This is a genomic window from Marinococcus halophilus, from assembly GCF_002265875.1.
GTDB classification, from domain to species: domain Bacteria; phylum Bacillota; class Bacilli; order Bacillales; family Marinococcaceae; genus Marinococcus; species Marinococcus halophilus.
In genome coordinates this window covers 47,897-67,943 of record NZ_NPFA01000001.1, presented here as the reverse complement: position 1 = coordinate 67,943, position 20,047 = coordinate 47,897, and the positions used below count along the sequence as shown (strand labels likewise).

Genomic DNA, 20,047 nt, shown 5'->3' with positions numbered 1-20,047 from the left:
TGACAGCTGCAATGATTAGTTAGTATGATAGAATAACGGTGGTATATAGACTAATAGTTGCGTTAATATAAGGAGAGTGGTATTGTTTCGATGGGAATTCTACTCGGATGTACATATACAACGGCAACTTGCACTCTACGAGGTAGAAATTACCTTTTAGATACCCATAGAATTACGCTTGTTTGAACTATTAGATTGTATTAAATGATGTGGAGGTAACTGACGTGAAAATTATTGTTGCAGGTGGAGATGGATTTTGTGGTTGGCCGACCGCGCTTTACTTATCAAAGCAGGGTCATGACGTATCAATTATCGACAGCATGGTGCGTAGAAAAATTGATGAGGAGCTTCATTCCAACTCGATCACCCCGATCGCGAGCCTTGAAGACCGGGTGGCAAAGTGGAAAGAGCTGACAGGAAAAGAAATACGTACATACGAAGGAGACCTTCAGCATTACGATTTCCTTCAGCAGGTTATGGAGCAGGAAAAGCCGGAGGCCTTCGTGCACTTTGCTGAACAGCGCTCCGCTCCTTATTCGATGATTGACCGGGAGCATGCGGTTTATACGCAGGTGAATAACGTAGTAGGAAATTTAAACGTGCTTTATGCTATTAAAGAAATGGCACCGGACTGTCACCTGATAAAGCTTGGTACAATGGGAGAGTATGGCACTCCTAATATTCCAATTGAAGAAGGCTATCTGGAAGTGGAGCATAAAGGCCGCAAAGACCGCCTTCCGTTTCCGAAACAGCCGGGGTCCTTTTACCACCTATCAAAAGTGCATGACAGCCATAACATTATGTTTGCCTGCCGTGTGTGGGGCATCCGTGCTACGGATTTAAACCAGGGCATTGTTTACGGCCTGGATACGAATGAAACCAACATGGATCCGGTGCTCACCAACCGCCTGGACTATGACGGCGTTTTTGGCACAGCGCTGAATCGCTTTATCATTCAGTCTGCGATTGGCCGGAATTTAACAGTCTACGGAAAGGGTGGGCAGACTCGTGGCTTCCTGAACCTCGAAGATACCGTCCGCTGTGTGGAAATTGCAGCAGAAAAGCCGGCTGAGCCGGGAGAATTCCGTGTGTTCAACCAGTTTACCGAAGAATTCTCCGTGCTTGAACTTGCAGAAAGAGTGAAAAAGGTGGCTGAAGAAGAAGGCTACCAGGTAGATGTTGACCACCTGGAGAACCCTCGCGTAGAACTTGAAGAGCATTTTCTTGAAGCAGTAAACACCAATCTTTTAGACTTAGGGTTGGAACCTCACTTTTTAACAGACGACGTTATCCGTCACATCTTAAAAGCGGTGATCGAACATAAAGAGCGGGTGATCGAAGGAAACGTGCTGCCAAGTGTGAGCTGGAAATAAAAACGGGGAGTTGTCTTCTATGAAGATAATGATCATCACCGAGACTTTTCTGCCTTCTACAGACGGAATCGTTACACGATTGACAGCCTGCATACGCTGGCTGCATCGTGATGGTCATGAAGTACAGATTGTAGCCCCGGATCTGGGTGTGTATGAATTTGATGGAGCAGAAGTGAAAGGGGTGCCGGCGCGCGCCCTCCCTTTTTATCGTTCAAAGAAGTTCGCTCTCCCAAACCGGGTAGTAAAAAAATATATACAGGATTTCGGACCTGACGTTATACACGTCGTGAACCCGGCGGTGGTGGGGTATTCGGGCATTAACTACGCGAAAAAGCTTGAGGTGCCGCTGGTGGCCTCTTATCATACAAATCTAACCCAGTACATGTCCTACTATAATCTGGGCATGCTGAAATGGCTGATGTGGTGGTATGTCCGGCGTCTCCACAACAAAGCGGACGTAAATTTGTGTACGTCACAAACTGTGCAGACAGAGCTTCAGGAAAAAAGGTTTGAACGTATGCATTTATGGAAACGTGGAGTAGATACCGAACAATTTCATCCCAGACATCACAGCAGAAAAATGCGGGAGCGGCTTTCCGGCGGAAAAACGGACAGAACACTGCTTCTGTATGTGGGCCGGCTGGCGGCTGAAAAAGAAATTGAAAAAATCCGGGATGTCCTTGAGGAATCAGATCATTTCTGTCTGGCTATTGTGGGGGACGGCCCTCATCGTGAAGAGCTGGAAAAGCATTTCGAAGGCACAGACACCGTATTTACAGGATTTATGCATGGGGACGAGCTGGCTTCTACGTTCGCTTCCTCTGACGTATTTGTGTTTCCTTCTACAACGGAGACGCTGGGTCTGGTGATTATGGAAGCGATGGCCTCCGGCCTGCCTCTGGTTGCTGCAGAAAGCGGGCCGACAAAGGAACAGCTTACATCAGAACGTAACGGCCTTTTATACGATCCGCATATGAAAGACGACTTCAAAAACACTGTTTGCCGTTTTGAGGATGAAACCCTCCGTAAACGTCTGGCCGACCAGGCCTTTACAGATGTCGCATCATTTGGGTGGGAAGCGGCAGCAGAGCAAATCAGGGATTTGTATAAAGAAGCAGCCGGCGTAAAGGATTCTAAAACGCTGGAAAATCGTGAAACAGTTTCAGAAGAACGCCGGTAAGGGGAGATTTCATCAGGAACAGAGGGGTTCTATGGGTAAGAATCAAAAGCGGCGTGGTCCTCTTCAAGCGCTTCAGTTTAGTGCGATTGGTGTAACGAATGCTGTAGTTGATATAGGAGCATTGAACCTGCTTCTATTTCTTTTTCCAAGTGAAGAGCGGGTAACTTTGACGCTTTTTAATACGATCGCTTATGCGCTGGCAGTAACAAACAGCTACATTTGGAACGTGTTTATTACGTTTCGGGATTCAGCGAAAGGAAGCACCCGCCAGCGGCTAGTGTTTATTATTCAGGGGCTGATCAGCCTCGGTATTAATAATGCTGTATTTTTAGGGTTTAATGCTTTATTTCAGGCACTCGGAGTGCCCACGTGGATCCGCCAGAACCTGGCTAAGGGGCTGGCAATGCTGGCTTCATTCACGGCTAGTTTCTTTATGATGAAATACTTTGTGTTTAAAGATTTTAACCGACGGTACCCAGGCCGCGAACAATCTTCGCGGAAGGAAAACCAGTAGATGAACATCTCAGTGCCGCTGTGGCGGAGTGGGGTGTTCTTTTATTATTTCACAGGCATACTCATGCTATACTGAAACAAAGGGGGGAGCTAATTGGAACCTATTCACTTATATTTATCGAGGTACCAGGAGCATATAAACTACCTGCGTGAGACAGGCCAGGAGACCCCGTCCTTCCGTGAGCTTCGGGAAAATGAAATTCCCCGGCTGCTCGAAGTGGCGGATTCCTATGTGCAGATGGCGGCTGCAGACGGAGAAAAAGGACAGAAGGCGTACAAGCTATTGGCTTCAGTACAGTTAACCGATGGAACTGGCTGGAACATGAGCGGCGAATTTGTGCCCTCCGAAAACGATTGGTTTCCGGATGAGCAGCCGTTGACTCATCAAACGTCCTATTGCGGCTTTTGCCAAGGGACGCTTGGCTTTTTTAAAAACGAAGACATGAAGCATTTTGACTGTATGCTGCCGCTGCCGGAAAAGAAGTGGCTGTTTGAAAAAATGCTGAAGCAGCATGCTTCTTCTATTTACCCCAGCCAGTCATAAAGCGTTAAGGAGGAGACAGAAATGAAAGTAGTGATTGCGCCAGATTCATTCAAGGAAAGCATGACAGCCATGGAAGCTGCACAGGCAATTGAAAGAGGGTTTCGCCAGGGGATGGGAAACCCCGGAGCCCTTGTTACAGAGTTAATCCCCATGGCAGACGGCGGAGAAGGGACCACGCAGTCGCTTCGGGACGGCCTTGGCGGGGAAGTTCATGCAGTGGATGTGAGCGGGCCAGATGGAAGTGCTGTAAAGGCGGAATTTGTGTACATCCAGAAATCCCGCACCGCGGTTATTGAGATGGCAGAAGCCTCGGGTATCGGTCTGGTAACCAAAAAAAACAGGGAGCCTTTAACGGCCAGTTCTTATGGTACAGGGCAGATGATTTTGAAAGCGCTGTATGAAGGAGCGGAACGTATTATTTTAGGTCTTGGGGGAAGCGCCACCAACGATGGAGGGGCCGGGATGGCTGCTGCGTTAGGCGTTCGTTTTCTGGATCAAAATGGAGAAGACATCGCCCCTGGTGGAGCAGCATTAAAACATCTGCACCGCATTGATGTGAGCGGCATCGACAAAAGAATTCATGAAGTAACCGTGCGTGCTGCCTGTGATGTTACAAATCCGCTGACAGGGCCGGAGGGAGCAAGTGCCGTCTATGGTCCGCAGAAGGGAGCGGAGCCGGAAGATGTTCAGGAGCTTGACGAAGCGCTTCGTATGTTTGGGGAAGTGATTGAACGGGATCTACATAAACCAGTGCTGCAGGAAAAAGGAGCCGGAGCTGCGGGAGGGCTTGGAGCCGGTGCGATAGCTTTTTTAAATGCTGCGCTTGAGCCCGGTATCGATATCGTGCTTGAAGAAAGCCGCTTTTCTGAGCGGAGTGCCGGAGCCTCTCTTGTAATTACCGGCGAAGGAAAAATCGATGCCCAGACGGTATTTGGCAAAACGCCTGTAGGCGTCGCGAAAGCGTCTCCGCCTGGAAGCACGGTGGTCGCTGTCGCAGGCCAGCTTGGCGATGGTTATGAAAAAGTCTATGAAGCTGGTATTGATGCTGCTTTCAGCATGGTGCCCGGCATTGTTTCACTGGACCAGGCAATGGAGGAAAGCATCCTTTATATGGAAAATTGGGCCCGGAGTCTCGGAGGCCTGTGGAAAACAAAAGCATAAGAAAGTCCGCTGCTTCTTTTTAGCGAGGCAGCGGACTTTTGCATTGTTTATAAAATTGGGGATAAGAGGTGGGACACTGCTTCTTTGATACGGATCCAGAGGGAGCGCTGCCGGTACGCCTCGAGAGTGAGCTCGGAGGAGTGTGTATCCATATCGTACAAAAAGGTATCGGTCAACTGCTTCGTCGTTTGCGCATGATAGATGAAAGCATTCACTTCAAAATTCAGCCGGAAGCTGCGCACATCGATATTGGCCGTACCAACCGAGCTGATTTCGTCGTCCACCATGATGGTCTTGGCGTGGATAAAACCATTGTTGTAAATATACACTCGTGCGCCGGCGCGGAGAACGATCCCGATGTGGGAATAGGTGGCCCAATACACAAAGGGATGGTCAGGCATGCTCGGAATCATAATACGCACATCGACTCCGGATAAAGAAGCAATCCGTATAGCATCCATCAGGCTCTCGTCTGGAATAAAATAAGGAGTCTGGATGTATACCGAGTGCTTGGCAGAGTTAATCATTTTGATATAGCCGTTTTTAATCTGCTCCCATTCCGAATCGGGTCCGCTGGATACAATCTGCATGCTGCACTCCCCAGGTTCTGCAAGGGTTGGAAAATACCGCTCTTCGTAATGGACTGGATTTCTGGAATTGGCCTGGTTCCAGTCCAGAATGAACCTGGTCTGTGCCGTTTTGACAGATTGCCCTTCCAGGCGCAAGTGAGTATCCCGCCAGTAGCCGAATTTTTTACTGAGCCCCAGGTATTCATCGCCGATATTGAAGCCGCCGACATAGGAGGTTTTCCCGTCAATCACTACAATTTTCCGGTGGTTGCGGTAGTTGAGGCGTAAATTAATGATTGGCAGGCGCTTCGGAAAGAAAACAGCTACTTCCCCGCCGGCTGCTTCAAGCCCCGAGAGCTCTTTTTTCCGCATCTTTCTCGAGCCCATGTCGTCATAAAGAAGCCTGACGACCACCCCCTCTTCTGCCTTTTTTCTCAAAGCTTCAATAACACGGCGTCCCAGATGGTCACTTCGAAGAATGTAGTACTGCAGGTGGATATGATCCCGGGCCTTCTCAATATCCTTAATGAGGTTATCGAACTTCTCGTGGCCGTCAGTATACACCCGGACATCGTTTTCCTTCGTAAGTACAGAGCCGTCGTTTGCGAGCTGCATATAAATAAGGTCCCGGTGCTTTGAGGAAACGGAATCCGAAAATTGGAACGTTCCGTTGCGCAGGGTATGCATCTGCTCCTGAATCAGTTCTTCAATTCCGATCTTTTCAATGTCCGCCCAGTCAAACAGCCTTTTTCTGGTCAGGTTCTGCCCAAAGATTAAATAGAGCACAAACCCTAAAAAAGGGATGAAAAACAAAACCATAATCCAGGCCCAAATGGCGGTGGCATTCCGTTTTTCGATAAAGATAATAACGAAGGCGAAAAATAAATTAAAAATCGATAGTATTGCTAAAAAAATGGATATGATTTCGAACCCCATCTGCTTTCTCCATTCTTCCTCTATATAAAAAAGGAGGACCTTGTTAAATTTATGGATAGCTGCGTATTAGGCAGTACTACAATTTTAACAAAATTAGCGGCGCTGCGAAGCAGGAAACTGAGAATTTTGAGAAAAACAGGAAAGAGCGGTATGCTGCATCGTTTTCAATTCGCATAGAAGTAGGATAAAATACGAAGAGACGACAGAAGATATAACTATTTGAGTGCGGGACAGGGGGAGAAGAATGAAAAATGAAGTGGTTGGTATTGATGCAGGAGGTACGCTGATTAAAATTGCGTACCGTGTGAACGATGAGTGGGAACTGCAGAAAATCCCCTTGGCCGATATGGGGAAAGTGCGGACGTGGATTGAAGAACGGGTCGACAATCCGGTCATTCATATAACGGGAGGAAAAGCGGAAACGCTGCGAAAGTCTCTGCCCTGGCCTACGGAGCCTATCAGTGAGTTTGAAGCTACCTGTAAAGGAGTTTCTTATCTGCGGAAGCGGTTCAATGAAAATGACCGTCACGAGGACACATATATTATCACAAACGTCGGGACGGGCACATCGATACATTTTGCCGGGCCGGAAGAATACGAACGTGTTGGTGGAAGTGGAATGGGAGGAGGCACACTTATCGGCCTCTCCTACCTTCTCACTGGTATTGATGCGTATGAAGACATACTGCGGCTTGGAAAAGAAGGAGACGGCCGCTCACTGAATGTGAAGGTGAAGGATATTTACACTGATGAAGAGCCGCCGATTTCCGGCGACCTTACGGCAAGCAATTTCGGAAATATTATGAACATGAGAAATAATAAATACGAAGATAAAGATTATATCGCCGCTGTCGTTCGTATGATTGGTGAGACGATTACGACGATGAGTGTGCAGATGGCTGACCGGCTGAACACTGATTCTATAGTGTATATTGGCTCCACCTTTGATAAACATGACCATTTAAAAGAAATTATCGGCGGCTATACGGAACTTCGCGGAAAAGCGCCATGCTTTCTTCCGTACGGAGAATTCAGTGGAGCGGTAGGTGCCTACATGCATGAACAGCCGCAGGCTGCCTCAGAGAAAGCTGAAAGAAAAGGATGAATAAAATGAGCGAAATGGAAGCATGCACACACAGGGAGCTGTTTGAACAGGCAGTAAATACGCTTGAGAACATCAGCACACTGCTGCAGCCCGAGGTTCCGATGCTCGGAGAGCTGCATTTAACTACCCGCCAGGAGGCACTATTTTTTATGAATCTGCGGCACGAAGGCCTGACGCTGACAGAGATGGCCCATCGTCTGCGTATCTCAAAAAGCGCAGTAAGCCAGGCAATGAAACGTCTTGAAGAAGAAGACCTTCTGTACCGCGCTGCCAATAAAGAAAACAAAAGAGAAACCCAGCTCGTTTACGGGGCAAAAGGGCGGAAATTGAAGGAAGAATTGACAAATTTCCAACATTATATTGTGGACCAGTATATTTCGAAAATACCGCTTGAGGAATTAAAGCAGGCAAATCAGGTGATACACCGACTCGAGAAAGAAATTAACAACTCTTATAAGAAATAAAGGTAGCAGGCCGTTCATGCATCTTCATTGACGGAAGTCATCCAGTCGTTTAAGGTTATTCGTGTAGTTAAGTTACTTAACAGTTTAGGCACTGAACCATCGAAATATACATACCAATGGAGGAACGATGCATGAAAATTACCCGCACATCTATCCGGCGGCCGAAACTGACCATTGTCGGCATGATTTTATTTATCATGATGGGTTTCGTATCGCTGACGAATCTGCCCCTGCAGCTATTTCCGGAGATTGAACCGCCGGTCGCAGCTGTAGCGACAAACTATGAGGGAGCCGGACCGGAAGAAATTGAAAGCAGCGTTACGGAACCAATGGAAGAACAGCTCTCTACTATTGAAGGACTGGACCGGATGACCTCGCAGTCAGAGGAAGGCACAAGTCTTGTGCTGCTTGAATTATCTTGGAGCACGTCGGTGGAGGAAGTAGAGCAGGATATCAATAACGCCATGAATAATGCCAACCTGCCGGACGATGCCGGGGACCCTTCCTTTATCGAATTTGATCCCGACGCCCAGGGCATGATCCAAATGGCCGCTTATTCGGAAGGCAGTGGGCTGGCTGAAACGCAGAGCCAGGTAGAGGACATGGTAACCGAGCTTGAGCGGACGGAAGGGGTTGCAAGTGTTGACACAAGCGGCGGATTAAGCGAAGAATTTGAAATTTCGCTCGATCAGGGCTCACTGGAAGACAACAATGTAACCCAGTCTGACGTTGCCAGCGCTTTACAGGCAAATAATATCACGCAGCCAGGGGGCACTATAACCTCTGGAGACCGCACACTAACGACCCGCACCGTCAATGAATTGGGCGGGGTCGAAGATTTAGAGGAAGTGGCCGTCGGGCAGAATGAATCCGGTGATACGGTCACTGTGAGTGATGTAGGGGAAGTTGAACGGACCACTGAAGAGCAGACAGCCTACACCGAGGTGAATCAGGAAGACGGAATTCAGATGACGGTGCTGAAAGAGTCGGATGCCAATACGGCGCAGGTGTCTTCCGATTTTAACGAAACCCTCGACGATTTGCTTGAGGAAGACCAGTACAGCGACCTTGAAACGACGATTATTTACGACGAAGGTGAATACGTCCAGCAGTCCATAAACAGCGTAGCCCTGGCGTTAATTGCCGGTGGCGTGTTTGCCATGGTTGTGCTTTTCTTCTTCTTGAGAAACTTAACTACCCCGCTCATTATCGGTATTGCAATACCGTTTTCGGTAATTGTGACATTTGCATTTCTTTACTTTACCGATGTGAGCCTGAACTTAATGACAATGGGCGGCCTCGCCCTTGGAATTGGGATGCTTGTCGACAATGCGATTGTCGTTATTGAAAATATCTACAGGCATCTGTCAATGAAAAAACTCCCTAAACGGGCTGCTCTCGACGGTACAAAAGAAGTGGCCGGGGCGATTACGGCTTCGACACTGACAACAGTTGCCGTGTTTTTACCGATTGTCTTTATTTCCGGTATTGTTGGTGAGATATTTCAGGCCTTTGCCCTGTCAGTAGCCTTCAGTTTACTTGCGTCCCTTCTTGTAGCTGTAACGGTCGTTCCGATGATTGCAAGCCGGGTGCTGAAGCCCCTGCCGGAAGACCGGGAGCAAAAACGTGAAAAGTCCCGGCCAATGAGATTTCTGGACCGCTCGATCCGCTGGGTGCTCGGTCACCGGGCTGTCGCTCTGATCCTGACAATTCTCCTGCTTATTGGCGGCGCCGGAGGCATTGCCCAGACCGGGGTCAACTTTATTCCGACTACGGACCAGGGCTTTTTCACAATTGATGTTGAAAAAGAGAACGGCACCAATCTGGAGACCACGGGAGAGACAGTAGACGAAATTGAAAGTGTACTTGAAAATCAGGACGAGATCGCAAGCTATATGGCGGTTGTCGGTTCGGGCGGCAGCGGAGTTGCAGCCGGAGGCGGCGGCAGCTCCGGATCCAATGAAGCTTCTATTACAGTTACAATGGAAGACTTGGAAGACCGTGATATATCAACAGAAGAAATGATTGAAGAAATTGAATCCGATGTGGAAAATACGGACGAACAGGCTGACATTTCGCTTTCCTCTTCTGCGGCTATCGGCGGTGGGGAAGCAAATTCTGTAGAGTTTACGCTCTCCAATGAAAATGAAGAGAGGCTGGCTGAGGACGTAGAGGCTGTGCAGTCGGAGCTGGAGAGCGAGAACACCATTCGGAACGTAGAAACGTCGGATGAAGAAACTGCTCCGGAGATTCAGGTGCAGATCAATGAGGACGAAGCCCAGGACAATGGACTGACGCCTGCTGAAATAGCTCAGACAGTGAACAGCACAACAAGCGGTGAAGTGGCGACGACGATTCAGACGGATAATGAAGGGCCACTAAACGTCAACGTGCAGTATGCGGAGGATTCCCTGGAAAATCAGGAAGATCTTGAAAACCTGCAGCTTTCTACCCCGCAGGGGGACTATATTAGTTTAAGCGATGTGGCCACGATTGAAGAAGGTCAGGGGCCGGCAGTCATTAACCGGCTCGATCAGGAGCGGAGTACGGAATTTACCGTTACGTATGGCACTGGAACGAGCTTGAATGAAACCTCGACGCTCATTGAAGATACGATTGACGACGTTGATACCGGTGCAGCGACGAGCTTAAATTTCTCCGGCGAACAGGAACTGCTCAATGATAGTATTCAGAGTCTTGTGTTTGCCTTCCTGCTGGCCGTTGTGTTCATTTATCTCGTGATGGCCGGTCAGTTTGAGTCATTTAAATATCCATTTGTGGTAATGTTCAGCGTACCACTGGTTGTCATCGGGGTAATGCTTGGCCTGTTTGCCACTCAGACACCGCTTAGTATTACCGTGTTCATCGGTTTGATTGTGCTTGCAGGTATCGTTGTAAACAACGCTATCGTGCTCGTGGATTATACGAATCAACTCGTGGAACGGGGCATGCCGGTAAGAGAGGCAGTAATTGAATCCGTGAAAAAACGGTCACGCCCAATCTTAATGACGGCCTTTACGACGATTCTTGGTGTGCTTCCGCTTGCCCTTGGATTTGGAGAAGGTTCGGAAATCCAACAGCCGATGGGTATTGCGGTCATCGGTGGTTTGATCAGCAGTACATTCCTTACTCTCTTTATCATTCCGACGATTTATACGCTGTTTACAAAAGAAACTCGAAGTATGAATAAGAAATTCGCCATGCCGGACGGAGGTTATATGTACGGCTGGGAAGTAGAAGAACGGCGTAAGGAACGGGAGAAGAGAGAGCAGGAAGAGCGAGACGCTGAAAAACAACATGCTGAAGAAGAACCACCAAAGGATGAAAATACAGAAGATAGCCGGGAACCGGAGAAAGTAGAAGATAAAAAGCGTGAGGATTTGTCGCGGGATGAAATTCTTCATCTTCTCGAACGTATTGTCGGTAACTCGGATAAACAGGAACGAAGTCGTTCCTCCAATGATCAGGACCACAACAAAAATACCAGCGATGATGAAAAAAATTGACATTAGGACTAGGTGTCACGTACGATTAAGAAAAATAGTAAGGAATCCGCTAGGGGCGCTTGCGCTGAGACAAGAACGATTCTTGGTCCCTTTGAACCTGATCTGGGTAGTACCAGCGTAGGGAAGTGGAGCTTCGTTTTATACTACACGTACGTATATGCCAAAGCTCACTCCCTCTTCAAGGGAGTGAGCTTTTTTTGAACCTGGGCAGGATTCCTGTAAAGGAGGATGTAACGTATGCCACAAGTACCGAAAGTATTAACAATTGCCGGCACAGACCCTACCGGCGGGGCTGGCATTCAGGCTGACCTGAAAACATTCCAGGAGTGCGAGGCTTATGGGATGTCTGCTATAACGAGCGTACTTGCACAGAATACGACCGGCGTTCAGCAGGTGGAACACATGAGCCTTGAGCTGCTTCAGGCCCAGCTGGATTCCGTATTTGATGACATCATGCCGGACGCGATCAAAACCGGTATGATTGCAACACCGGCAATGATTCGGACCACGGTGAATATGCTGAAAAAACACGAACTGCCCGTAGTCATCGACCCCGTGATGGTTGCCACAAGCGGAGACTCCCTGGCTGAGGAAGAAACACTCGAAGTGATGAAGCGTGAATTCCTCCCTACGGCGGCGGTCGTTACGCCGAATATGGCGGAAGCAGCAAATCTGACAGATCTTCCGGTGCACACCCTTGAAGACATGGAAGCAGCAGCAAAGAAAATCGTCGATGAGTTAGGGGCCCGGGCAGCACTTGTTAAAGGCGGCCATATGAAAGAAGACGCAGTCGATATTTTGTATGTTGATGGAGATATTCATTATTTTCGCTCCCCCCGGACGGATACGAAGCACACGCACGGGACCGGCTGTACTTTATCAGCCGCGATTGCAGCGAAGCTTGCAAGAGGCAAGTCTATTTATTTAGCCGTGCAGGAAAGCAAAGAATATATTACAAATGCAATTTCGAATCCCCTTGAAATCGGTAAAGGCAACGGCCCCGTTAATCACTGGGGCGCGCGTGTGCCACTCGATCAATTATTAAAATAAAAAGTGAGGGACCGGCATGAAAGCAAAAGAAGTTATACAACTGCTCGAGGAAGTAAGGAAAACGCGCCCGCTGATTCATAATATTACGAACACGGTAGTAACCAATTTCACTGCAAACGGGCTGCTCTCCATGGGAGTCTCCCCGGTAATGGCAAACGCACCGGAAGAAGCAGCAGAAATGGCCAAGGCGGCGAATGCCCTCGTGATCAATATTGGCACACTGAACCGTGAACAGGTGAAGGCAATGCGGATGGCCGGCATAGCGGCAAATGAAAAAGGCATTCCCGTTGTTCTGGACCCAGTAGGAGCAGGAGCTACTGCTTACCGGACAGAAACGGCACTTGCTCTTCTCGAAGAGCTGGATGTGGCACTGATCCGGGCTAATGCGGGAGAAATGGCTGCATTGCTTGGTGAAAGTGGAACTGTCCAGGGTGTGGATGCCTCGGGGGAAGCAGATAATTCGAAGATTGCCAAAGAAGCTTCAAGAAGATTTGAAGCAATAGCAGCCGTTACCGGCGTAGAGGACGCGGTGGCCCATCAGGGAGAGGTATTTATCGTACAGAATGGGCATACGCTGCTCACGAAAGTTACCGGTACCGGCTGCCTTCTCAGCTCCGTCGCAGCTTCATTTTTAACCGTGCAGCATTCTGCTGGAGCGGTGGCAGCAGCGCTTGCCTATTACGGTGCGGCAGCGGAAATCGCAGGCAGTTTAACGACAAGAGAAGGCCCGGGCTCGTTTCAAATTGAATTATTAAACGCTCTTCACGCAACGCAGGAAATGGATCTGCGCCACTATATTCGCGTCAAACAGGAATCGTAGGAGGACGGAATGATGGAGAAGCAGATGCTGAAGCTGTACTTTATTATGGGAAGCAACAATACGGGCGGCCGGGAGCCGGAACAGGTACTGCAGGAAGCTCTTCAGGGCGGCATTACCTGCTTTCAGTTTCGTGAAAAGGGAAAGGGCGCCCTGCCTGAAGAAGAAAAATGGAAGCTCGGTCGAAAATTGAAGGCGAAGTGTGCCGAATTTCATGTGCCATTTATTGTTAACGATGATGTGGACATGGCGATCCGGCTCGAAGCGGACGGGATCCATATCGGACAGGAGGATGATCCGGCTTCCAAAGTCAAGGAACGCTGTCCCTCGCGGATGGTGATCGGAGTATCCGTGCGCACTATTGAAGAAGCGCACCAGGCCGCAGCGGACGGTGCGGATTATCTTGGGGTAGGACCGATGTTTGCGACGGACACTAAAGAAGACGCCAAAGCCCCGGTGGGCCTTGAAGGCATCCGCCGGCTCCGGGCGGAAGGAATTACGCTCCCGATTGTAGGAATCGGCGGCATCGATGTCTCAAATGCTGCTGAGATTGTGGAAGCGGGGGCTGACGGAGTATCACTGATTTCTGCCATCAGCCTGGCAGACGCACCGGAGGAGGCGGCGAGAAATCTGCGGAGCCGATTGGACGGAGTTTCTGGAAGATAAATCAAATAAAGCACCGGCGGGCCTGTCTAAACTCCCGCCGGTGCTTTTTTATATTCGCCCCTGTAAGGTTTGTACCACATGCTTTAGCGTAGCCTGCTCCCCTACGTTTCCCGGGAAGATTACATACGGAATGTCCGGAAACCGGCTTTTGTCGTCTGTCTGCCAGACGGGCACGCCAGGGGCGATCTGCCCGAGAACTTCTGCTTTTTTTACAAGCAGGCCCTTCGTTCCCACGTCGCTTGACGTAATGCCGCCTTTGGCGACCACAAACGCCGGCTGATGAGCAGCATTTTTTACAAAATTTGTGACAGCATCGGATATTTTTACGGACAGTGCCAGTTCTTCCTCTTTTCTGTGCTCCCCTAAATCAAGGCGTTCCCGGGAAGTGTAGACGCAAATCGTAGTTCCCTGTGTGATAGAGTCATCCACTATTTGTTGAACACGGCGGGTTTCCGCCTGAAACGATTCCTCGTCCAGCACTGAAGAGCATTGAAATTCCACAAATTGTATATTAGTTAATTGCTGCAGGACTTCGAGCTGTTCTGTGGATTTTTTAACATGGGAACCAATAATAATCAGGCCGCCATTGTCACTCTCCTCACGAAAAAGACCATTCGCGTCTAAATAAGGTTTGCGGGTGATTCCGCCAATTTCTTTTGTAAACGTGGCGGCTGTCCGGAATAAAAAGCTTTTCCTGTTTTGAACGGCACGAAACAGGGCAGTGCAGAAGACTTTAACATCCGTTTCACTGACAGCGTTCACGACAATCTTCTGGAATGCAGATGCCTCTTCGAGTTTAGCCTCGATCGCTTCGAAGTCCAGAGCCCGGAGCTCATCGATAGAAATAGAAATAACGTCTTCCTTTTTGTACTTTCCATTCGTTTTTTCTTCGATATACTCGCCTAAGTGGCTCGAAACAAATCCAAACATCCGGTCTTTGGCAAATTCTGTGTCTGCCACGGGTACAAATGCTTCTCCCTGCTGAATATAGTGCACGTCGCTCACAGTACGGCGATTGCCCTGTTCAAAAAAGGGAAGAAGGACTTCTCCGTCGACCGTATTTCCTGTCTGTGCTTCAAGGGTGTCTTTTAATACCTCTGTTTCGAGTGGATAGTGCCCCCGAAGAGTGGAATCGCCCCGGCTGATCAGCAGAAACGGATGGTTTTTTTCTTCAGAGACACGCGCTATACGCTCTGCGATGTCCGTGTGCACTTTAATAGTTTCGGCTTCAGAGAAAGAGCGTGAATTTGTAAGAATGAACACCAGCTGTCGTTCGTCATCAAACGCTTCACGGATAGTTGATTCCTCCCAGTCTGTATACACTGGCACGCCGTGAACTGTCTGCACACCTGTCGGATCATCGTCGAGGGAAATAATTTTGTGAGGCATATTTCTGGCCGCTTCCGTAAAGAAAGCATCGACATTATTTTCATCATACGCAGGCAAAGAGTTAATATAATTACTTATCTGTGTCACCTGTGTTTACCTCCTTGTGGTACAGTGTAGTTCGCAAGCATTTCGTAGTGCTGGAGTACGCCGCTGTGATCGTCGGACTTTTTGCCATGAGCAACCATGGATTCATACATTTCAGCCACGTCGGAGGCAAGCGGCAGCGGAACCCCCAGCGATTTGCCTGTTTGAAGTACATTGGACAGGTCCTTTAAATTAATATCAATTCGTCCGCCTGCGGTAAAGTCCCGTTCAAGAATCTTCGGTATTTTTGCGTCAAGGACACTGCTTCCGGCTAAACCATTGCGGATAGCTTCGTATACTTTATCAATATCCGCCCCTGCTTTAGAAGCGAGGAGCACTGCCTCCGACATGGCAGCCATCGTCACATTTACTAATATTTGATTAGCAAGCTTCGTTGTCGATCCGGAGCCGACTTCGCCAACATGGGTGACATCTGTTCCCACAGCACGCAGAACCGGGTAAGCAGCAGCAAAGGAGTGATCATCCCCGCCGGCCATGATGGAGAGCGTCCCATCTATCGCTTTTGGTTCGCCGCCGCTTACCGGGGCATCCAGAAAGGCTGCTTCTTTTTCCGCAAGCTTCTCCGCCCAACGTTTGGAATCCACTGGAGATACGGAGCTCATATCAATAACTATTGCCCCTTTTTTTATGACTGGGAGGATATCCTTTATTATTACTTCATCGAGTATGGCTGTTGTCGGAAGCATCGTAATAATAATGTCGCTGTCTTTGGCTGCTTCCCCGGCAGCATCGACGGATTCCCCTCCTGCTTCTGTCACCCGTTTTCTGGCTGAAGGCTGAATATCAAAAGCTTTCAGCGCGAACCCAGCCTTCAAAAGGTTTTCGGCCATTGGTGCTCCCATAATACCTAAACCAATTTGTCCAATATTCATATAATGTCGCTCCTTCGATTAGATAATTGGGTGAAAACTTATTTTTAAATGATAGGCTTTCAATAAATATTATTGTACACATTATTTATATTTATGTATACATCAACTAATTAGCTGTTTTATTTATCAGGAAATAGGTATAATAATGACAGAGATTTTCGAAGAAAGAGGGACGACACAATGAAGCAGTACACCGCCTCGAATGCAGCATATGAAAAAATCAGGGATGCCATATTTGAGGAAAAATATGAACGTGGGGAAAAATTAACAGAGGTAAAGCTTGCGGACGAACTGGGGGTCAGCCGGACGCCGGTGAGAGACGCCATGCGCAAGCTTGAAGAGGAAGGATTAATTAAAGATAAACGCGTCATCAATCCAACCATTAAAGATTTGATGAACACGTTTGATGTGAGGATGTTACTTGAAGGTTATGCTGTTCGCCAGGCTGCCCGTTATATGGGCCCTGATCAGATTGAAGATCTGCAGCAATGCGTGGAGGCTGCTAAAAGGGGAAAAACTGAGGAAATTATGGACGCAAACAAAGAATTCCATGACATTATTGTCAAAGCAAGTAACAATGATGTCTTAATCGACACGATCGACCGGATGCAGTCGGTTATTTTTCTTTTTCGCCGAACAGTGGTGTATCATCAGAGGCCGCGCCTGATTGAAGAACACGAGGCAATACTGGAAGCGATCCGAAATCACGAAGAAGAACAGGCAGAGTGGTTAATGAAGAGTCACTTGAAGAAGGACCTGGATTTTTCCATTCACTCATGGTGATGCTAAGATTTTAAAACCTGGAAGACAAAGGGATTAAAAAAGCTAAAGCTGCAGGCTTCTAACGTCTTTCACAAGTATCGGAAGCCCCTTCGAAAATAAATGCTCCTCGCCCGGAAGAATACGCTGTATGCTTTGGGGAAGCTTTCGTGCATAAGCCTGGTGATGGGAGAAGGGGACCACGTTTTCCCTAAAGCTGTGATAAAGAAAAATATAGGGAAGGGCAGGAAGAGCCTTTTCAAAATCTGCATGAAGTGTGTAATTCTCCAGCTGCCACTCCGGACTCCGGCCCCAAAAAGGAGAGGCAATAATAAACAATCCTGAAACTGTACAAGATAACGATTCTTCTGAAAGATATTTCAATAACGCAGATCCTCCGAGAGAGTGTCCGATTAACAGTACCTCACCGCTGAGTCTCTGCAGCGCTAAGCTGATCTGTTTTTTCCACAGGACATATTGTGGGTTTTCCGGAGCAGGCATAGACGGGTGAAAGAAATGAACATCTTTGCTAAGCTCTTTCTGCAAATAAAAAGAAAGGCCGCTGCTTCCCTGATCTGGCCCCTGTGGCCCTGCACTGTGAATGAACAAAGCATGTTTTTTTACCGTAATTACTCCTTTATTTGTTATTTTTTCGCCAAGAATAAAAATCTCTCCTTCGATCAGGCGGGGGCTGCAGGGCGATCGAAAGAGAGATTACGAATATATTTTAATTGTTAAATGAAACCGAAAGCACGCGTTTTTCCCAATTGCTTTTTTCGGCAAGTTCAAGCAGGCGGATGACTCTGCTCGCTTCAATAGCTGGAACGGGATTTTTGCGGTCTTTTGTAATGGCTTGTGCCAGTTTTTCATAATAGGTTTCATAAGAACCCGCATGCGTAGGTATTTTTTCCGTTCCGCCATAGGCATCGGTAAACGTACCGTAATAAGCTTCTTCATCAAGAGCCCACCCCGGGTCTCCAGGCTTTTTGCCATTCATCAGCATTTCCTCCTGAGGGTCGGCCCCGTATTTCACGAAGCTGCCTTTTGTGCCGTGTACAATATACCGCGGCACTTCTCCGGCTGCCAGAAAACTGGACTGTAGAATAACCCGTTGGTTGGGGTAACCGAGAATGGCATGAAAATAATCGGTATTATTCATGTTCGGCCGCTGCGTTTCCAAATCCGCAAATATAGTTTCCGGCATACCAAACAGTTCAAGCGCCTGATCAATAAAATGGGCGCCTAAATCAAACCAGGTCCCTGATCCAGGGAGATCCTGTTCGCGCCAGAGGCCTTCCACTTCCGGGGCATAATCGTTCCAGGTGCCCTGAAAAGTATGGACGTCGCCGAGTGCTCCTGCCTCCATTAAAGAGCGGATCGTTAGGAAATCGCCGTCCCAGCGGCGGTTATGGTAAACACTCAAAACAACATCATTTGCTTCGGCAAGTTTAGTAAGCTCTACGGCTTCCTCATATGTAGGTACGAAGGGCTTTTCGAGTACAACGTGCTTGCCGTTTTCAATCGCCGCTTTAGCCAAGGGGAAATGTGTCGTGTTTGGGCTTGTAATGATAACAAGATCAATATCCTCCCGGCGGCAGGCTTCCTCAGCTTCTGAGGTAACTTCAACATCGGGAAGCCGTTCATGTACTTTTTCTGCGCTGGAGGATGATACAAGACGAATATCAAAATGATCGCTTTTTTCGATAATAGGTGTGTGAAATACTGAGCCTGAAAAACCAAAAGCGATAATTGCCGTATTGATTGCCTTCATGAATGACGACCTCCTCAAAAGTTATTAATAAACTTTTCCCTTCCGTCCTGAAAAGGAAACGTCGCCGTATAGAAAAAGCGGCAGTTCGCCTGCCGCTTTAAAATAGTTCGTATAAGCATGTTATTTCCATTTTGGCTGATCGAAAAATTTCGGACGGTATTTTGCGATAACAAACAGAATAATAACCGTAATGATAGTCTGTGGAATCAAATATGAAGCGTTGTAAAGTGCTGAGTACGCCACGACAGGCGTTCCCTCCGGTGCATAGCTTCCAAACCAAATAACGCCCGATACAAAATGGTCAATGTACCGCAGCAGGGCTCCAGAAACAATGCCGATAAGCATCAGAAGATACGGGATGCGCTCCCGGAATACAGCGTGGGTCGTAAAAATTGCAGCAAAGCCGAGCACCGTATAGGCGATCGGATATTCAAGTACAAGCTGAACGGGATGAACGATGGTCGCTCCCTGCAAAAGCTGAAGCATTCCAGCCAGAAAACCGGTGGCAAGCCCCGCTTTCCAGCCACGGCGAAAAGCCATCAAAAAAATAGGAACCATAATAAAAGAAATCGAACCGCCAGCGAGCCACGGTCCGCCGAATTCAAGAAATCCTAAAATAAAAGAGAGCGCGGCCATGAATGCTGTTTCTATCATAATTGCTAAACGTTTACCCCTCTCCAACAATGAACACCTCCCTAGAAATTACCGATACTATCTTAGCATAATAGGAAAAAGAAAGAAACGCCAAGCGAGGGGGTTGTCTGATATAATATGAAACAAGGAAAAAACAGGGAGAGGGTTGCATGGACACATCGACAGATATGCTGAAGGAGTATTTGAAGGGAAGCGGCGCGGCATGTACAGTGACCCTTCTGTTGTTCATTTTTTATACTATTATATTGGGAGAGGTACAGCTGTTTCCCAATCTGGCCTTTTTACTGGCGGTATGTACGTACCTTGGTTCCACGGTTGGGGTTTTGCTGCTGAAGCTCGTGGAGTCGTACCAGTATCATATTCTGTATCCAATTCTGGGTACGTTTTTTTTCGGTTTTCTTGGCATTTTTTACGGAGTGTCGATTATTTACGCATACCAGCTGGACGGCTTTTTTGTGGTTGTGACAATGGCGTCGTCCATGTCATTTTTCGTATCCCAGTTTGTCCAGGCACAGACGCTTGCCTGGATCATGGCAGGCTCAGGTCCATTCTTTTTGGCGGTCATTATGTTTTCAAATCAGTTGGCCCGTTCGCTTGGGCAGTAGAGGAGGAA

At 48.1% G+C, this 20,047-nt stretch carries 19 protein-coding genes and 1 riboswitch; of the genes, 13 read left to right on the top strand and 6 right to left on the bottom strand.

From position 1 onward, the window contains the following. The first annotated feature begins 224 nt into the window (after positions 1-224). The 5 genes from CHL76_RS00385 (at position 225) to CHL76_RS00365 (ending at position 4,771) form a co-directional block, all read left to right on the top strand. A complete protein-coding gene (locus CHL76_RS00385; protein WP_094907519.1) occupies positions 225-1,373 on the top strand; it encodes an NAD-dependent epimerase/dehydratase family protein in 1,149 nt (382 codons plus the stop codon). 19 nt (positions 1,374-1,392) lie between these two features. Next, the gene (locus CHL76_RS00380) at positions 1,393-2,553 is read left to right on the top strand and encodes a glycosyltransferase family 4 protein (protein ID WP_094907518.1); all 1,161 of its coding nucleotides are present in this window, start codon (positions 1,393-1,395) and stop codon (positions 2,551-2,553) included. A gap of 31 nt (positions 2,554-2,584) precedes the next feature. Continuing rightward, positions 2,585-3,067: a GtrA family protein gene (locus tag CHL76_RS00375; RefSeq protein WP_079474974.1), complete on the top strand. Its 483-nt coding sequence runs from the start codon at positions 2,585-2,587 to the stop codon at positions 3,065-3,067. A 93-nt stretch (positions 3,068-3,160) separates the two neighbouring features. Further along, complete coding sequence (locus tag CHL76_RS00370; RefSeq protein WP_079474975.1) at positions 3,161-3,610, top strand: hypothetical protein; 450 nt, start codon at positions 3,161-3,163, stop codon at positions 3,608-3,610. Positions 3,611-3,631: 21 nt separating this feature from the next. Further along, a complete protein-coding gene (locus CHL76_RS00365) occupies positions 3,632-4,771 on the top strand; it encodes a glycerate kinase (protein WP_079474976.1) in 1,140 nt (379 codons plus the stop codon). Positions 4,772-4,818: 47 nt separating this feature from the next. Here CHL76_RS00365 and cls read toward each other — a convergent pair whose 3' ends face one another. Then, the gene (cls, locus tag CHL76_RS00360) at positions 4,819-6,276 is read right to left on the bottom strand and encodes a cardiolipin synthase (protein ID WP_094907517.1); all 1,458 of its coding nucleotides are present in this window, start codon (positions 6,274-6,276) and stop codon (positions 4,819-4,821) included. Positions 6,277-6,520: 244 nt separating this feature from the next. Here cls and coaW point away from each other — a divergent pair, with 244 nt between their 5' ends. The 6 genes from coaW (at position 6,521) to thiE (ending at position 13,884) form a co-directional block, all read left to right on the top strand. Continuing rightward, entirely contained in the window at positions 6,521-7,381 is an 861-nt protein-coding gene (gene coaW, locus CHL76_RS00355; protein WP_094907516.1) for a type II pantothenate kinase, read from the top strand. Next, positions 7,378-7,845, top strand: a complete 468-nt coding sequence (locus CHL76_RS00350) for a MarR family winged helix-turn-helix transcriptional regulator (RefSeq protein WP_079474979.1) — start codon at positions 7,378-7,380, stop codon at positions 7,843-7,845. Before coaW ends, CHL76_RS00350 begins: the two co-directional genes overlap by 4 nt. 131 nt (positions 7,846-7,976) lie before the next feature. Continuing rightward, a complete protein-coding gene (locus tag CHL76_RS00345) occupies positions 7,977-11,351 on the top strand; it encodes an efflux RND transporter permease subunit (protein ID WP_094907515.1) in 3,375 nt (1,124 codons plus the stop codon). Between the two features lie 41 nt (positions 11,352-11,392). Then, a riboswitch (TPP riboswitch) is annotated at positions 11,393-11,492 on the top strand. A 96-nt stretch (positions 11,493-11,588) separates the two neighbouring features. Further along, the gene (gene thiD, locus CHL76_RS00340) at positions 11,589-12,401 is read left to right on the top strand and encodes a bifunctional hydroxymethylpyrimidine kinase/phosphomethylpyrimidine kinase (protein WP_094907514.1); all 813 of its coding nucleotides are present in this window, start codon (positions 11,589-11,591) and stop codon (positions 12,399-12,401) included. A 16-nt stretch (positions 12,402-12,417) separates the two neighbouring features. Next, a complete protein-coding gene (gene thiM, locus CHL76_RS00335; RefSeq protein ID WP_079474982.1) occupies positions 12,418-13,221 on the top strand; it encodes a hydroxyethylthiazole kinase in 804 nt (267 codons plus the stop codon). A 12-nt stretch (positions 13,222-13,233) separates the two neighbouring features. Continuing rightward, the gene (gene thiE, locus CHL76_RS00330; RefSeq protein ID WP_094907513.1) at positions 13,234-13,884 is read left to right on the top strand and encodes a thiamine phosphate synthase; all 651 of its coding nucleotides are present in this window, start codon (positions 13,234-13,236) and stop codon (positions 13,882-13,884) included. A gap of 48 nt (positions 13,885-13,932) precedes the next feature. Here the strand turns inward: thiE and CHL76_RS00325 are convergent, their stop codons facing one another. Next, positions 13,933-15,360 carry a four-carbon acid sugar kinase family protein gene (locus CHL76_RS00325; RefSeq protein WP_233133172.1) on the bottom strand — a complete coding sequence of 476 codons (1,428 nt, stop codon included), beginning with the start codon at positions 15,358-15,360 and terminating at the stop codon, positions 13,933-13,935. Then, positions 15,357-16,250, bottom strand: a complete 894-nt coding sequence (locus CHL76_RS00320) for an NAD(P)-binding domain-containing protein (protein WP_094907512.1) — start codon at positions 16,248-16,250, stop codon at positions 15,357-15,359. Before CHL76_RS00320 ends, CHL76_RS00325 begins: the two co-directional genes overlap by 4 nt. Positions 16,251-16,430: 180 nt before the next feature. On the opposite strand from CHL76_RS00320, the gene CHL76_RS00315 reads away from it, so the two are divergent. Continuing rightward, the gene (locus CHL76_RS00315) at positions 16,431-17,033 is read left to right on the top strand and encodes a GntR family transcriptional regulator (protein ID WP_094907511.1); all 603 of its coding nucleotides are present in this window, start codon (positions 16,431-16,433) and stop codon (positions 17,031-17,033) included. A gap of 42 nt (positions 17,034-17,075) precedes the next feature. Here CHL76_RS00315 and CHL76_RS00310 read toward each other — a convergent pair whose 3' ends face one another. From CHL76_RS00310 to thiT, 3 genes are all read right to left on the bottom strand, one after another. After that, positions 17,076-17,555 (bottom strand): alpha/beta hydrolase, encoded by a 480-nt coding sequence (locus CHL76_RS00310; RefSeq protein ID WP_233133171.1) that lies wholly within the window; start codon positions 17,553-17,555, stop codon positions 17,076-17,078. 181 nt (positions 17,556-17,736) lie between these two features. Continuing rightward, entirely contained in the window at positions 17,737-18,780 is a 1,044-nt protein-coding gene (locus tag CHL76_RS00305; RefSeq protein ID WP_094907509.1) for an oxidoreductase, read from the bottom strand. Positions 18,781-18,900: 120 nt separating this feature from the next. Then, on the bottom strand, positions 18,901-19,461 hold the full coding sequence (gene thiT / locus CHL76_RS00300; RefSeq protein WP_233133170.1) for an energy-coupled thiamine transporter ThiT: 561 nt from the start codon (positions 19,459-19,461) through the stop codon (positions 18,901-18,903). A 122-nt stretch (positions 19,462-19,583) separates the two neighbouring features. Between thiT and CHL76_RS00295 the strand changes: the two genes are divergently transcribed. Next, entirely contained in the window at positions 19,584-20,039 is a 456-nt protein-coding gene (locus tag CHL76_RS00295; RefSeq protein ID WP_079474988.1) for a hypothetical protein, read from the top strand. The last annotated feature ends 8 nt before the right edge of the window (positions 20,040-20,047 follow it).

Bases quoted from the DNA above. Each gene is read 5' to 3' on its own strand.
- thiE (WP_094907513.1), top strand. From the start codon at position 13,234: ATGGAGAAGCAGATGCTGAAGCTGTACTTTATTATGGGAAGCAACAAT.
- CHL76_RS00345 (WP_094907515.1), top strand. From the start codon at position 7,977: ATGAAAATTACCCGCACATCTATCCGGCGGCCGAAACTGACCATTGTC.
- CHL76_RS00375 (WP_079474974.1), top strand. From the start codon at position 2,585: ATGGGTAAGAATCAAAAGCGGCGTGGTCCTCTTCAAGCGCTTCAGTTT.
- thiM (WP_079474982.1), top strand. From the start codon at position 12,418: ATGAAAGCAAAAGAAGTTATACAACTGCTCGAGGAAGTAAGGAAAACG.
- CHL76_RS00315 (WP_094907511.1), top strand. From the start codon at position 16,431: ATGAAGCAGTACACCGCCTCGAATGCAGCATATGAAAAAATCAGGGAT.
- CHL76_RS00350 (WP_079474979.1), top strand. From the start codon at position 7,378: ATGAATAAAATGAGCGAAATGGAAGCATGCACACACAGGGAGCTGTTT.
- thiD (WP_094907514.1), top strand. From the start codon at position 11,589: ATGCCACAAGTACCGAAAGTATTAACAATTGCCGGCACAGACCCTACC.
- coaW (WP_094907516.1), top strand. From the start codon at position 6,521: ATGAAAAATGAAGTGGTTGGTATTGATGCAGGAGGTACGCTGATTAAA.
- CHL76_RS00320 (WP_094907512.1), bottom strand. From the start codon at position 16,250: ATGAATATTGGACAAATTGGTTTAGGTATTATGGGAGCACCAATGGCC.
- CHL76_RS00365 (WP_079474976.1), top strand. From the start codon at position 3,632: ATGAAAGTAGTGATTGCGCCAGATTCATTCAAGGAAAGCATGACAGCC.
- CHL76_RS00295 (WP_079474988.1), top strand. From the start codon at position 19,584: ATGGACACATCGACAGATATGCTGAAGGAGTATTTGAAGGGAAGCGGC.
- cls (WP_094907517.1), bottom strand. From the start codon at position 6,276: ATGGGGTTCGAAATCATATCCATTTTTTTAGCAATACTATCGATTTTT.
- CHL76_RS00305 (WP_094907509.1), bottom strand. From the start codon at position 18,780: ATGAAGGCAATCAATACGGCAATTATCGCTTTTGGTTTTTCAGGCTCA.
- CHL76_RS00380 (WP_094907518.1), top strand. From the start codon at position 1,393: ATGAAGATAATGATCATCACCGAGACTTTTCTGCCTTCTACAGACGGA.